The organism is Pusillimonas caeni (assembly GCF_003545815.1).
In the GTDB taxonomy this organism is placed as follows: domain Bacteria; phylum Pseudomonadota; class Gammaproteobacteria; order Burkholderiales; family Burkholderiaceae_B; genus Pusillimonas; species Pusillimonas caeni.
Window position 1 is genome coordinate 20,229 of sequence record NZ_PDUW01000007.1, and the last position, 13,347, is coordinate 33,575.

Below are 13,347 nucleotides of genomic sequence, written 5' to 3' on the forward strand. Positions count from 1 at the left end.
GTCAACGCTGAAAGGACATCATGCAAGCTGCCACACTGCCTTTTCGTTCCGGCTGGCTATGGATACAAGAAGGAGCCCGGATATTCAAGCGCCAGCCCCTGGCCATGTTTTTCTGGGGGCTGCTGACCAGCTTGTTCATCACGGTGGCGTCCGTGATTCCGATACTGGGCCAGATGACCCTCATCGCCGCCACGCCGATACTCACCTTCATCACTCTGTGCGCCTGCCGGAACATTTCGCAGGGCCGCCAGATGCTGCCCGGCATGTGGCTGCAACCCTTGCGTGACAAGGATGCGCGGCGCCGGCTTTTCCGTCTGGGGCTGGCCTATCTGGCCTGCTGCGTCCTGGCCGGCTTTGCCGCCACCCTGCCCTTTCTGGGCCAGCTCTCGGCGGCGGTGGGCGACGGAAGCAATATCGATCCCGCGGTGCTGTTCGACGCCATGCTCGGCCCGCTGATCACCTTCGCCGTCCTGTATGTGCTGATCTCGGCGCTGTTCTGGCATGCCCCGGCCCTGACCGGCTGGCATGGCATCAAGCTGGTGCAGGCCCTGTTCTATTCCATGGTGGCCTGCTGGCGCAACAAATGGCCTTTCCTGCTGTATGGGCTCAGCTGGGGCGCCATCTTCCTGGCCGTGCAGTTCGGCGGCGAACTGCTGATGACGATAGGGCTGCCGGCCGGGCTGGTCCAGCTGGTTCTGGTGCCGATCAACATCGTCGTCGTCGCCGTCCTGTATTGCAGCTTCTATCCCACCTATATGAACGTTTTCGGCAGCAACTACGCTGCCGGGGATACCGGACAAAGGGCCGAGGCGCAAGATCGATAACCGGCCGGGTGAACCGGGCACGGTCTATGTCGACGCCCCCGCGCATGACGGTATCTACATCCAGTCGTGCCAGACCGGCTTGAGGTCTGAAGGCAGCTCGGGCAGAGCGCCGAGATCGATGTGGCTTTCGCTGGGCGCATGGAAGTCGGAACCTCGCGACACCATGAAACCGTAGCGGCGCGCCACCTCGGCATATTGCCGATACTGCTCGGGCCGATGGCTGCCCGTCACCACCTCGATGCCCTCGCCGCCCAACTGGCGGAAGGCATCGAAGAATGCGTCCGCCTGGGTCGAGTCGTAGGTATAGCGGCCGGGATGGGCGATGACGGCGCGTCCGCCCGCGCCCACGATCCATCCTACCGCCTCTTCGAGCCTGGACCAGTGGATGCGCACATTGCCCGAGCGGCCGTCGCCCAGATAGCGGTCGAAGACCTCTTGCATGGTCTTGCAATAGCCCTGCTCGAGCAGAAATCGGGCGAAATGCGTGCGGCTCAGCAGCTGGGGATTGGCGGCATAGCGCAAAGCGCCTTCATAGCTGCCCTGCACGCCCATTTTTTCGAGCCGCAGGGCAATCTGCCTGGCGCGATCGACGCGGCCCGCGCGTATCGCCTCCAGGCCGTCTTTCAGGGCCTGGTTGTCCGGGTCGATGTTGAGCCCGACGATATGGACCGTACGGCCTGCCCACGTGGCGGAAATCTCCACCCCCGTGATGAAAGGCAGATCGAGTTCACGGCAGGCCTCCTGGGCTTCGCGCAAGCCGGCCAATTCGTCGTGGTCGGTCAGCGACCATAGCTGCACCCCGTTTTCGGCCGCGCGCCGCGCAAGCGCGGCCGGCGTCATCACCCCATCGGACACCAGGGAATGGCAATGCAGGTCGGCGTTGAGAAAATGGGTGTTGCGAGTCATTGAAACTATTGTACTGGTACTGACCGGAGCGGACTCGGTTGCATTTCGCTCCGTTCAGCATGGCGTCAGGTGAGGCTCCGGACGCTACGGCGGAAGAATGCAAAGCCGACGCACACGAGATCGGCTAGGCGCAAAGAAATTGTTCGATCGGGCCGATCTGGTCGTCGGTCAGCAGCGTGGGCGCATGGCCGACGCCATGGAATTCCACCAGCTGGGACCGGCGATTGCGCGCCAGCATTTGATCGGCGGTTTCCTTGGACAGCACGTCCGACTGCTCGCCGCGTAAAAGCAGCACCGGCGAGGCCAGGCTTTCGTAGGCCGACCACAGCATGAACTCGGCCGCCTTCAGCGCCGCCTCGTCCTGCAAGCCCATGGACGCGGCCAGCCTCAGGTCGTAGTGCTTCACCCAGCGCCCGTCTTGCCGATTGAACACGTCGCGGGTCAGCCGCTGCCACAAGGCCTGCGAATGCGGACCGAAGCCGGCCGAGACAGACTGCACATAGGCGACAGCCTCGTCGAAGGTGTCGAAGGACACGTCCCGCCCCACATAGTCGGCAATGCGCGCCAGGCCTTGCCCGTCCAGGCGCGGGCCTATGTCGTTCAGCACCACCCTGCCCAGGCGTAGCGTGCGCCCCTGAGGCAGGCCGAATTCGCCGCGCTGGGGCCTATGCAAGGCCGACGCAGCCAGCGCGCCGGCCAGGCCCAGGCCGATCAGGCCGCCCATGGACGTGCCCACCCAATCGACCTCGTCGACATCCAGTCGCGCGACCAGGGTCAGCATGTCCGAGATGTATTGCGGCACGGTGTAGGCGGAAGGGTCGATCAGCCAGTCCGAACGTCCCCGGCCCGCCACGTCGGGGCACACCACCCGGTAATGCGGGGCGAGCCGCTGGGCGAGCTCGTCGAAATCCCGGCCGCAGCGTGTCAGGCCGTGCACGCAAACCAGCACCTTGTCGTTGTCCGCGTCGCCCCACTCCCAATACGCCATGCGATGAACGTCGGCGGGGCTGGCACACATTACGAATTTGAGACGCGGTTCGGTCATGACTAGGGCCTGTTAACACTAAAAGGGCAGCCGCACTGGCCGATAAAGGCCAGGCAGGCTAGGCGCGGGCGAGGCGGCGTGGTCGATCCACGTAACGAGCTCGCAACAACGCATGCCTGGCCTTTATCGGCCAGCCCGAAGGGTGAGCGCGCAAATAGCCACCCCTCTGCGTTGCGAATGCTCGCCGGGGAACCACCCCGACTGCGCTTGGCGCCTTGATGGTCAGCTATTTGCGTGCTCATGCGACTGCCCTTTTAGTGTTAACAGGCCCTAGCCTTTAAAATTCTCGAAGATGGTAAACCGATTCCTGCCGGGCTGCCACCGGGCGGCGATATCAGGTCGGCCTTGGACTCGTCGCAAGCCGCTCAGGGGCCGCTCCAGTGTCTTTGCCTGGCCTGGCGATGAGATTCTACAACCAGGCCTTCGGCACGCGACCGCACCGTGACGGCGCCGTGCAGATCGGTGCGCCAGAACCGGGCGCCCGCCCTTTGCCAGCGCCGTTGCACCGTTGGATGAGGATGGCCGTAGCGGTTCCAGCGGCCGGCCTGGGCGATGACGTGGGCGGGCGCGGTGTGCGCCACGAAATCGCGGCCCGAAGAGCTGCGCGATCCGTGATGGGCGGCAGCCACTACGTCCACGGGGCCGAGAGCGCGACGAACCAGCTCGTCCTCCTGTCCCGTCGCAATGTCGCCTGTCAGCAAGGCCGAGTGGTGCCCGCCCCTTATGCGCAGCACGCAGCTCTGCGCGTTGCGCTCTTTGGACCGGCTGTTCGTTCCGGCCGGGACGGACGACTCCAGCGGCCACATGAAATCGAAGGCCACGCCGTCCACCTCCCAGCGCACCCCATCGTGACAGCGGGACAATACCTGCGGAAGCGGCGGCAAGTCTTCCGGCATGCCCAGCAGCGCCGCCTCGCGCCGCAAATAGGCGGCAGCATTGAAAGAACTGTACGACTGGCCGATGCCGCGGGCTTCCAATATGCTGCGCAGGCCGCCGGCATGGTCGATGTCGGCGTGCGATACCACCAGCACATCGAGCTTCCTGACGCCCTTCGCTCGCAGCAACGGCACTATGCTGCGCGCTGCCGCATCCGAGTACGGGCCATGGCGCACGCCTGTATCGAACAGCAGGGCATGTCCGGACGTCAGCACCAGCACGGCCGCCCCCTGGCCCACGTCCACCGCCACCATGTCCCAGGCGCCATCGGGAGGCCGCTCGGGACGCCACAGCAAAGCGGGCAGCACCAGCAGCCACCCGGCGCCGCGCGCGGGCAGGCCGCGCGGCAAGAGCGCCATGGCCATGCCGGCCAGCGCCAGCAGCAGCGTCCACCACGGCGCCGCGGCGGCATCGAGGCTGGCCGCCTCCCGGGATGCCAGCCAATGGGTCGGAACCATCATGAACTGCAACGCCTCGTGCGCCAGCCATGACACGGCCCGGGCAAGCCACTCCAGCCCCGGCATCATGGAGACAGCCGCCAGAAGCAGCGACAGCGGCGTCACCACCAGGCTGATCACAGGAATGGCGTAGGCGTTGGCGATAGGCGAAACAATGGATATTTCGTTGAACAGCGTGGCAAGAATGGGCATCAGGCCAGCTGTCACGATCAACTGCAGCCTGCAGGCCGCCCACAGCCCGCGCGCCAGCCGGGCGCCGGCGGACACGGGATGCCCGATGGCGGGCGTTCCCATCCAGCGCCCGCTGGCCAGCAGCACCGCCACCGCGCCGAACGACAGCCAGAAGCCGCTGGCCATCAGGGCCCAGGGATCCAGGGCCACCACGGCCCCGGCGGCCAACAGCAGCACACGCGCCGGGCCCAGGGGCAGCCTGCATAGATGCGCCGCCGCCAGCACGGCCAGCATCAGGAAGGTGCGCCGGGCGGGCACGCCCCAGCCGGCCAGCAGGCAGTACAGCCAGGCCACGCACAGCGCGGCAAGACAAGCCGCCACCTGCGCCGGCGCCCGCTCGGCCAGCGGGCGGCCGCGCCAGGCCAGGCGTTTCCATAGCCAAAGCGTGAGCAGGCCGCCCAGCGCGGCAAGCATCGTGATGTGCGAGCCGCTGATGGATATGAGATGCGTGATCGACGTGCGGTTGAACACCGTCCAGTCTTCGGGCGGCACGCCGGCCTGGTCCCCTATCGCCAGGGCCAGCAGCACGGCGCCATACCGGCTGTCACGCACGTAAGGCAGCATGGCCTGGCGCACGCGGTGGCGCGCGCGTTCGGCCCGCAGCGCCAGGCTCGCCCCGGGCTCGTCGTAAAGAAGGCGCGGCGTGCCGCGCACGCTGCCCACGGCGCGCAGCCCTTGGGCGAACACATGCCCTTCGTAGTCGAAGCCGTGCGGATTGCTGGCCCCGTGCGGCCGGCGCAGGTTGAGCGACATGCGCCATACCTGGCCGGGCACCAGATCAGGAAACTGCGCGGCGCGGGCTTGGCGATAAGGGCCGGCGTAGTCCGCACCATGCCATGAAACCAAGATGCGGCGCGGTATGCCGGAAGGCTGCGACGCCAGCACCTCGGCCTCGAAGCGCCGGCTGCCGGGCAGTTCGCGCGGCAAGGTGGCGATGCGCAGCACCACGCGTGAGACTTTGTCCTCGTCCTGAGGGGACAGCGAGTCGGACAGCCGATGGTCTATATGGAAGCAGACCCAGGCCAGGCCCAGCATAAAAGCCCAGACCGGCGCAAGCATGCGCGGGCCGCGGCCTCGTGCCAAGCAGTCGAGCGCGCCGTGCCGCCTTCGCACCGGGCGCCGCCTTCGGACGAAACATGGAAACACGACCGATACGATCAAGGTCGCGGCCAGCAGTCCGCCCGCCAGCCATGCCCATTCGACGGGCTCGGGCGTACGCGGCAGGACGTGCGCCACGCCGGCCGCCGTCAAGCCCGCCAACAGAGAGATCCGGCCCATCATGGCCACTCATCCAAATCGTCCATCCTAAGCGGATCCGCGAATGGAAAGAGCGCCGGGTGGACGGCAAAATCACTGTGGATGCTACGACCATGCTCGCATGCGCCGAACGGGGATCCATATGCCAATTTTGTTATGATTCCCGCCACGTCCCCGGGAGAAACATCTTGAAAGTCATCATCGTCGGCGCGGGCATCGGCGGCCTGACCCTGGCCCTCATGCTGCACAAGCGCGGCATAGAATGCGAAGTCTTTGAAAGCGTGCGCGAGCTCAAGCCGCTGGGCGTAGGCATCAATCTGCTTCCGCATGCCGCCGGCGAGCTGCAGCAGCTGGACATGCTGAACATCCTGCAGTCCAACGCCGTGGCCACCTCGGCCCTGCACTACTACAACCGTTTCGGCCAGAACATCTGGCAGGAAGCGCGCGGCCTGGCCGCCGGCTACAGCGTGCCCCAGCTTTCCATCCATCGCGGGCGGCTTCAACTGCTGCTGGCCGACGCCGTGCGCCGGCGGCTGGGCGCCGGGAAACTGCATACAGGCATGGCCTTCGAGTCGCTGAAACAGGACGTCGACGGCGTCACCGCCCTGTTCCGCGATCGTTCAAACCACGATGCGCAGCATGAAGTGCGGGGCGATGTATTGATCGGGGCCGACGGCATCCACTCGGCCGTGCGCAAGGGCTTCTATCCCGAGCGCGACGAATTCCGTTTTTCCGGCCGCATACTGTGGCGCGCCGTCACCTACACCCGGCCCTTTCTCGACGGACGCACCATGTTCATGGCGGGCTACCAGGACCAGAAGTTCGTCGCCTATCCCATCGTGGACGACGCCGCGCCCGAGGGAACGTCCGCCATCAACTGGATTGCCGAGCTCAGCGTGCCGTCCGACGGACGCGGATACACCGACTGGAACCGGGTGGTGGACAAATCCGTATTCGCCGCCGACTTCCAAAGCTGGAAGTGGCCCTGGATAGACATCCCCGCGCTGATCGACGGGGCGCAGGCCATTTACGAGTTTCCGCTGGTCGACAAAGACCCGCTGCCACGCTGGACGCACGGCAAGGCCACCCTGTTGGGCGACGCGGCCCACCCGCTCTATCCCATCGGTTCGAACGGTTCGGCCCAGGCCATCCTGGATGCGCGCTGCCTGGCCGACAGGCTGCTCGAAACCGCGCAGAAACGCCACCGCAACGTCGAAGCGGCGCTGAAGGAATACGAGGCCGAGCGCCTGCCGGCAACCACGGGCATCATCCTGCGCAACCGCCTCAATGGCCCGGAACAGGTCATGCAGCTGGCGCACGAGCGGGCGCCCGAGGGCTTTGCACACATCCACGACGTCATTCCCCGGGATGAGCTGGAGGCCATCTCCATGCGCTACAAGCGCGCGGCGGGCTTCGATCCGTCCCGCCTCAAGCCCCGGCCCTGAGCGAATCGACCTGGCGTTGGAGCGACCCAGCCCTCTGTTCGAAAGACAGCCGGCAGAAGCCCCCTGGGCAGGCTCAGCCGATTGAGGCGCCGGCCAGGCAGCGTTCCAGACGGGGCAAGGCCCGCAGGGCGTTGGCTCCCGTCGCGGCCTTGATCTGCGGCACCGTCGTGTCCCGCAACTCGGCCAGCACGGCGGCCACACCCACGACACAAGCGGGCTCGTTGCGTTTGCCGCTTTCCAGCCAGGCGGGCGGGATGTCGGGCGCATCGGTTTCCAACACCAGCGATTCCAGCGGCAGGCGCCTGGCCAGGCGCCGGATCTGCAACGCGCGTTCGAAGGTCATGGCGCCGCCCAGGCCCAGCACGAACCCCTGCTCGATGAACTGCTCCGCCTGCTGAAAGCTGCCGTTGAAGGCGTGGCCGATGCCGCCGATGCGGGGCCTGCGGCGCAGATGCTTCAGCAAGATGTCCTGGGAGCGGCGCACGTGAAGTATCACCGGCAGGCCGTAGCGCACGGCCAGGTCGAGCTGGGCGGCATAGAACCGCTCCTGCCTCTCCCGCATCGCTTCGGTCTTGAGTTCGGGAATGAAAAAGTCCAATCCGATCTCGCCTATGCCCACGAAACGGGGATCACCCAGAGACGCTTCGACCTCGCGCTCCAGCATCTCCAGATCGCCGTCCGAAGCGCGCGGCACGCATATGGGATGAATGCCCAATGCGTAGGCGCCGCCGGGAACGGCGTGGGCAAGCTGGCGCACTACCGAGAAGTTGTGGCGGTCTATCGCGGGGACGATGATGGCGTCCACCCCGGCGTCCTGCGCGCGGGCGATGACCTGCTCGCGGTCATGCTCGAACTCGGCGGCGTCCAGATGGCAGTGCGTGTCGATCAGCATGCTTGTGTCCCTCGCTGCAGTGAACGGAAGAAAACGGTCGATCCGATTCCATCGTCAAGCAGCGGAAAGGCCGGCCGGTTTTACGAGCCATCGATCGATCCGGCTTCGCAGCGTGTCGATGATCAGCTTTGCGGCGCCTCGGCCTCCGTGTCGACGAGGGACCCGTCGTCCATGAACAGCTGGCGGTCGGCCAGCGCGGCCAGCGCCGGGTCATGCGTGACGATGGCAAACGCCGTGCCCGATTCCTGATTCAATCGCACCAGCAGTTCGAACATGGCCTGGGCGGTGTGCCGGTCCAGATTGCCCGTGGGCTCGTCGGCCAGCACGCAGGCGGGCCGGGTGACCAGTGCGCGCGCCAGGGCGACGCGCTGTCTTTCCCCGCCGGAAAGCTGGCCCGGATAATGTCCCATGCGGTGCGCCAGCCCGACCTGCTCCAGCATGGCGGCGGCCTGTTCGCGCGCGGCGTCGCGGCGTTCGCGGCGCACGATCAGCGGCATGGCCACGTTGTCCAGGGCAGGAAATTCCGACAGCAGATGATGGAACTGATAGACGAAACCCAGGCTGCGGTTGCGCAACTGGCTGCGGCGCGCCTCGGACAGCCCGTGGGAGGACTCACCATCCACCCAGACCGAACCCGAGCTGGGCTGGTCGAGCAGCCCCAGAAGGTGCAGCATGGTGCTCTTGCCCGATCCCGAGGCGCCGACCACCGCGACCATTTCGCCGCGCGCCACGTGCAGGCTGACGTCCCGCAGCACCTCGATCCGCTCTCCGCCTTCGTCGTAGTACTTGACCAGGTTGCGCGCGACCAGGACGTGGTCGGCGCTGGAAACGCTTGCATCAGTCATGGCGCAGCACCTGGGCCGGTTGCAGCCGCGAGGCGCGCCAGCTTGGATAGATGGTGGCCAGCAGGGACAAGATCAGGGATGTGACGGTGACGATCACGATGTCGCTTACCTCGGGGTTCGATGGCAGTTCGCTGATGAAATAGATTTGCTGGGGCAGGAACTGGATGCCCAGCAGGCGTTCGATGAATGGCACGATCACGTCGATATTGAAGGCGATCAGCATGCCCAGGAGCACCCCGGCAAAGGTGCCGATCACGCCGATGAGGGCGCCCTGCACCAGAAAGATGCGTCCGATCTCGCGCGGGGTCGCACCCAGGGTGCGCAGTATGGCGATATCGGACTGCTTGTCCTTCACCGCCATGACCAGCGACGAAAGCAGATTGAAGGCCGCCACGGCCACGATCAGCGCCAGGATCAGGAACATCATGCGTTTTTCAGTCTGCACGGCCGCGAACCAGGTGCGGTTGTTCTCCGTCCAGTCGCGCACCCGCGCATACGGGGGCACCAGCTCGCGCAGCGCTTGCGCCACCTGCGGCGCGCGCTGCATGTCGGCGATGCGCAGGCGCACGCCGCTGGTGCCGTTGTCGCGGAACACGCGGGCGGCGTCCTGCTCGTTGATGAAGGCCATCGACGCATCGTATTCGTAATAGCCCGATGAAAATATGCCCTTGACCGTGAATTGCCGCATGCGGGGGGTGAACCCGGCAGGCGACACCGAGCCCTGCGGCGCCAGCACCAGCAGCGTATCGCCCGGGCGCACACCCAGCGAATCGGCCAGATAGCTGCCCAGGACGATGGCGTAAGAGCCCGGCGCCAGCACGTCCAGGTCGGCGTCCGTCATCTGCTCGGCGATGTCGGACACGGCCGCCTCGCGCGCCGGGTCGATGCCCTTGAGCTGGACCCCGCTGAGCGACTGCCCTCTTACCAGCATGGCCTGGGCCGATACGAAGGGCGCCGCGCCTTTCACAGAGGGGTGCTGCCGCGCGTCGGCGGCCAGGTCTTCCCAGTGCTCCAGCACCTGATTGGGGTCGGCGCCCGGAACAAAGACCTCGATATGGGGCAGGACCGACAGCATGCGGTCCCTTACCTGGGTCTGGAAACCGTTCATGACCGACAGGACGACGATCAGGGCGGCGACCCCCAGCGCGATGCCGGCCATCGAGGTGCCGGCGATGAAGGAAACGAAACGATCCCGGCGTCCGCCCCGGCGGGCGCCGCGGGACACGCCCGCATAGCGCGACCCTATCCACAATTCATAAGACATTTTTGCAAGCCACCATTTTTTTCTCGTCGTTTCGTATAGACACTACAATTCACGCATGCACATCGTACTTCCCGGCGCGCTGCCCGATCCCGAAGCGGCGCGTGCCCTGCTTCCCCATCTGCACGAGGCCGCGCCCACTTTCACGGGCTGGCTGGCGCGCGGGCGGGCCAGGCTGCGAACGATCGAGCCGGCGGCGTCGGGCTGCACCGCCTATGAACAATGGCAGCTCGAGCGCGCGGGATTCAAACCCGATCCGCAACAGAATCTTAGCGCAGGCCTGGGCCCCTTATGGGCCTCGGGCGGCGGCCTCGCCCCGGATCAGCCGATATGGCTGGCCGAGCTGGTACACATGGCGCCCACGCAAAGCAGCACGGCCATGCTGGCCTCGCACGCGCTGCATATCACGCCAGACCAGAGTGTAGCCTTGTTCGAATCGGCACAGACGCTGTTCGAGGGAACAGGTTTCCAACTGCATCACGACAGCGACGAGCGCTGGCGCATCGGGGTGCCGGCCTCCTGCGCCTTCAATGGCGCAAGCCCCGCCCTGGTCGCCGCCACATCGGTCAACGACTGGTGGCCGCAGCAAGAAGCGGCGCGTCCCTGGAGACGCCTCTTCAATGAAATCCAGATGCTGTGGTACGGTCATCCGGCCAACGCCGCGCGCGCGAACCAGGGCCTGCCCCCCATAAACGGCCTATGGCTGTTCGGCGGCGCCCGGCCGGAGCAGCTGCAAACCCCCGCCTCGCCCGGCGAAGCGCGCTGCTACGAGGCGCTGCAGGCGCCCTTCATGGCGCAGGACTGGGGCGGCTGGCTGGCCGCGCTCGCCGAACTCGAGGCGCAGGTCTTCCTGCCGCTGCAGCAACAGGACGTCCAGCCGGTGCTGGTGCTTGCGGGCCGCAGCGAGCTTGCCACGCTGGAACCCCGCATACTGGCCCGCTGGATGCAATGGCTACCCAGCGGCCGCAATACATGGAGCAAATGGTGGTTGTACCGAAACTAAGCACCCGCCCCGCCGACCACGACGCCGCCAAGGCGCTGGAGGCGGCGGGCATACATCCCCTGTTGTGCCGGCTCTGGGCGGCGCGCGGGGTGCGCGCGCCCGGCGAGACGCTGTTGAAATGGGCCGCGCTGATTCCGCCCGCCCACCTTACCCATGTGGACACGGCGGCCGGCATGCTGGCCGACGCCATCCGGTCCGGGCAGCGCCTGCTGATCATCGCCGACTACGATTGCGACGGCGCCACCGCCTGCGCCGTGGGCGTGCGGGCCTTGCGCTCCATGGGTGCGCAGGTCGACTTCCTGGTGCCGAATCGTTTCGAAACGGGCTATGGCCTGTCGCCCGAAGTGGTGGAGCTGGCCGTGCGCCACGCCGCCGGCAAGCCCGACATGCTCATCACCGTCGACAACGGCATCGCCAGCGTCGACGGCGTGGCCGCGGCGCATCGCGCCGGCATGCAGGTGCTGATCACCGACCACCACCTGCCGGGCCCCGTCCTGCCGGACGCCATGGCCATCGTCAATCCGAATCAGCCCCATTGCGGCTTTCCGTCCAAGAACCTGGCCGGGGTCGGCGTCATCTTCTACCTCATGCTCGCCCTGCGCGCCGAGCTTCGCCGCCGCGGCGTCTATGCCGCCGACGGCGGCCCGAGGCTCGACCTGCTCGCCGATCTCGTGGCGCTGGGAACGGTCGCCGACGTGGTCAAGCTCGACAGCAACAACCGCCTGCTGGTCACCCAGGGCCTGCAGAAGATACGCAGCGGCCGCATGCAGGCCGGCTTGCGGGCGCTGTTCGCCGTGGCCGGCCGCGAACCGCGCCAGGCCACCACCTTCGACCTGGGTTTTGCCCTGGGCCCGCGCATCAATGCCGCCGGCCGCCTCGCCGACATGAGCCTGGGCATCAATTGCCTGATTACGGACGATGAAAGCCATGCCCTGCAACTGGCGCGCGAACTGGACGAAATGAACCAGCAGCGGCGCAGCATAGAAGGCACCATGCGGGAAGAGGCGCTGCTGGCGGTGCAGCAGGGCCAGCCCACCATCGGCGCCAGCGTCTGCGTCTACCATCCGGACTGGCATCAGGGCGTGGTGGGCCTGGTCGCCTCGCGCCTCAAGGAAACCTACTGGCGGCCCACCCTGGCCTTCGCGCGCTCGGGGCCGGGCGAGCTGCGCGGCTCTGGACGGTCGATACCCGACGTGCACCTGCGCGACGTGCTGGACCTCGTCTCCAAGCAGCATCCCGGCGCCATCCTGAAGTTCGGCGGCCACGCCATGGCGGCCGGACTCACTCTGCGCGAAGAGGCCTATGAACACTTTCTTCAGGGCTTCGACGAGGCGGTCCGCCAGCTTGCCGGACGCGACAGCTTCGAACCCGTCATCGAGACCGACGGCTCGCTCGAGACCGGTTATGCCAACGCGCAGGTGGCAGGCATGCTGGCCGAACAGGTGTGGGGCGCGGGTTTTCCGCCGCCGGTGTTCCGCGACGTGTTCCGCGTCCATCACCAGCGCCTGCTGAAGGACAAGCATCTGAAGCTCAGCCTCGAGCGGGGTCATCAGCGCTTCGACGCCATCTGGTTCAATCATGCCGACCTGCTGCCTGAACAGATCGACGTGGCCTATAGGCTGGAGCAGAACAGCTGGAACGGCATGGTGTCGGCGCAACTGATCATCGAGTACGCCTGCCCCGCTTAGGGCCTGTTGAAGCCAGCGGCCCGGGTTTCGACGCGCCGACGGCCGCCGGCCTCGTTTGCAGCGGCCCGGGATTTGCTTCTATAGTTGCTGATGAGCCGATCTCGGGGACACGAACGATGAACTACCGTAAATCGCCCGGCGTAACATGGACGCAGGCAATGAACATGCTGGAGCAGGCCGACCGGCTGCACCGCCAGTTCTTTCAGCTCGGCCGCGGCGCGGCGCGCGGTCCCACCTGGGAGCCGCCCGCCGACGTATTCGAGACCCCCTCCCATCTGTCCGTCCTGGTGGCTTTGCCGGGCGTGGCCTCCGACCGCCTCAAGGTGCTCATCGACGGCGGCGTCCTGCTGGTGGTGGGCGAGCGCCCCATGCCCGCCCCCGCCTCGGCGCACATACGCCGCATCGAAATCCCCTACGGCCGCTTCGAGCGCCGCATCGAGCTGCCTCCCGGCCAGTTCGAAATACAGGAATCCTCCCTGGCCAACGGCTGCCTGGTCCTTAGCCTGCGCAAGCTGTAGGGCCCGCTTTCTCCCGTGTTAACAGGCCCTAACCGTCA

11 protein-coding genes are annotated in these 13,347 nt (G+C 66.5%); 5 read left to right on the plus strand and 6 right to left on the minus strand.

Going from position 1 to position 13,347, the window contains the following annotated elements; all coding sequences use genetic code 11:
- The first annotated feature begins 20 nt into the window (after positions 1-20).
- Positions 21-824: a BPSS1780 family membrane protein gene (locus CSC67_RS15175; protein ID WP_245220251.1), complete on the plus strand. Its 804-nt coding sequence runs from the start codon at positions 21-23 to the stop codon at positions 822-824.
- A 54-nt stretch (positions 825-878) separates the two neighbouring features.
- Here CSC67_RS15175 and CSC67_RS15180 read toward each other — a convergent pair whose 3' ends face one another.
- The 3 genes from CSC67_RS15180 to CSC67_RS15190 form a co-directional block, all read right to left on the minus strand.
- Positions 879-1,730, minus strand: coding sequence for a 3',5'-nucleoside bisphosphate phosphatase (locus tag CSC67_RS15180; RefSeq protein ID WP_118995295.1), 852 nt, complete (start codon positions 1,728-1,730; stop codon positions 879-881).
- Positions 1,731-1,854: 124 nt separating this feature from the next.
- Positions 1,855-2,775 (minus strand): alpha/beta fold hydrolase, encoded by a 921-nt coding sequence (locus CSC67_RS15185; protein ID WP_245220252.1) that lies wholly within the window; start codon positions 2,773-2,775, stop codon positions 1,855-1,857.
- Positions 2,776-3,140: 365 nt separating this feature from the next.
- Positions 3,141-5,681: a DNA internalization-related competence protein ComEC/Rec2 gene (locus CSC67_RS15190; protein WP_118995296.1), complete on the minus strand. Its 2,541-nt coding sequence runs from the start codon at positions 5,679-5,681 to the stop codon at positions 3,141-3,143.
- A 164-nt stretch (positions 5,682-5,845) separates the two neighbouring features.
- Here CSC67_RS15190 and CSC67_RS15195 point away from each other — a divergent pair, with 164 nt between their 5' ends.
- Positions 5,846-7,102 (plus strand): flavin-dependent oxidoreductase, encoded by a 1,257-nt coding sequence (locus CSC67_RS15195; RefSeq protein ID WP_118995297.1) that lies wholly within the window; start codon positions 5,846-5,848, stop codon positions 7,100-7,102.
- Between the two features lie 73 nt (positions 7,103-7,175).
- Here CSC67_RS15195 and CSC67_RS15200 read toward each other — a convergent pair whose 3' ends face one another.
- From CSC67_RS15200 to CSC67_RS15210, 3 genes are all read right to left on the minus strand, one after another.
- A complete protein-coding gene (locus CSC67_RS15200) occupies positions 7,176-7,994 on the minus strand; it encodes a TatD family hydrolase (RefSeq protein WP_118995298.1) in 819 nt (272 codons plus the stop codon).
- Positions 7,995-8,116: 122 nt separating this feature from the next.
- Positions 8,117-8,839: an ABC transporter ATP-binding protein gene (locus CSC67_RS15205; protein ID WP_118995299.1), complete on the minus strand. Its 723-nt coding sequence runs from the start codon at positions 8,837-8,839 to the stop codon at positions 8,117-8,119.
- Complete coding sequence (locus CSC67_RS15210) at positions 8,832-10,103, minus strand: lipoprotein-releasing ABC transporter permease subunit (protein WP_118995300.1); 1,272 nt, start codon at positions 10,101-10,103, stop codon at positions 8,832-8,834. The genes CSC67_RS15205 and CSC67_RS15210 overlap by 8 nt, the downstream gene beginning before the upstream one ends.
- Before the next feature lie 55 nt (positions 10,104-10,158).
- Here CSC67_RS15210 and CSC67_RS15215 point away from each other — a divergent pair, with 55 nt between their 5' ends.
- The 3 genes from CSC67_RS15215 (at position 10,159) to CSC67_RS15225 (ending at position 13,309) form a co-directional block, all read left to right on the plus strand.
- The gene (locus tag CSC67_RS15215; RefSeq protein ID WP_118995301.1) at positions 10,159-11,103 is read left to right on the plus strand and encodes a hypothetical protein; all 945 of its coding nucleotides are present in this window, start codon (positions 10,159-10,161) and stop codon (positions 11,101-11,103) included.
- Positions 11,085-12,791 (plus strand): single-stranded-DNA-specific exonuclease RecJ, encoded by a 1,707-nt coding sequence (recJ, locus tag CSC67_RS15220; RefSeq protein WP_118995507.1) that lies wholly within the window; start codon positions 11,085-11,087, stop codon positions 12,789-12,791. Before CSC67_RS15215 ends, recJ begins: the two co-directional genes overlap by 19 nt.
- 116 nt (positions 12,792-12,907) lie before the next feature.
- Entirely contained in the window at positions 12,908-13,309 is a 402-nt protein-coding gene (locus CSC67_RS15225; protein WP_118995302.1) for an Hsp20/alpha crystallin family protein, read from the plus strand.
- Positions 13,310-13,347 lie beyond the last annotated feature (38 nt).

What these genes read in the sequence shown, in the direction of transcription:
- CSC67_RS15210 (WP_118995300.1), bottom strand. Translation starts at nt 10,103, where the DNA reads ATGTCTTATGAATTGTGGATAGGGTCGCGCTATGCGGGCGTGTCCCGC.
- CSC67_RS15185 (WP_245220252.1), bottom strand. Translation starts at nt 2,775, where the DNA reads ATGACCGAACCGCGTCTCAAATTCGTAATGTGTGCCAGCCCCGCCGAC.
- CSC67_RS15205 (WP_118995299.1), bottom strand. Translation starts at nt 8,839, where the DNA reads ATGACTGATGCAAGCGTTTCCAGCGCCGACCACGTCCTGGTCGCGCGC.
- CSC67_RS15190 (WP_118995296.1), bottom strand. Translation starts at nt 5,681, where the DNA reads ATGATGGGCCGGATCTCTCTGTTGGCGGGCTTGACGGCGGCCGGCGTG.
- CSC67_RS15180 (WP_118995295.1), bottom strand. Translation starts at nt 1,730, where the DNA reads ATGACTCGCAACACCCATTTTCTCAACGCCGACCTGCATTGCCATTCC.
- CSC67_RS15225 (WP_118995302.1), top strand. Translation starts at nt 12,908, where the DNA reads ATGAACTACCGTAAATCGCCCGGCGTAACATGGACGCAGGCAATGAAC.
- CSC67_RS15175 (WP_245220251.1), top strand. Translation starts at nt 21, where the DNA reads ATGCAAGCTGCCACACTGCCTTTTCGTTCCGGCTGGCTATGGATACAA.
- CSC67_RS15200 (WP_118995298.1), bottom strand. Translation starts at nt 7,994, where the DNA reads ATGCTGATCGACACGCACTGCCATCTGGACGCCGCCGAGTTCGAGCAT.
- CSC67_RS15215 (WP_118995301.1), top strand. Translation starts at nt 10,159, where the DNA reads ATGCACATCGTACTTCCCGGCGCGCTGCCCGATCCCGAAGCGGCGCGT.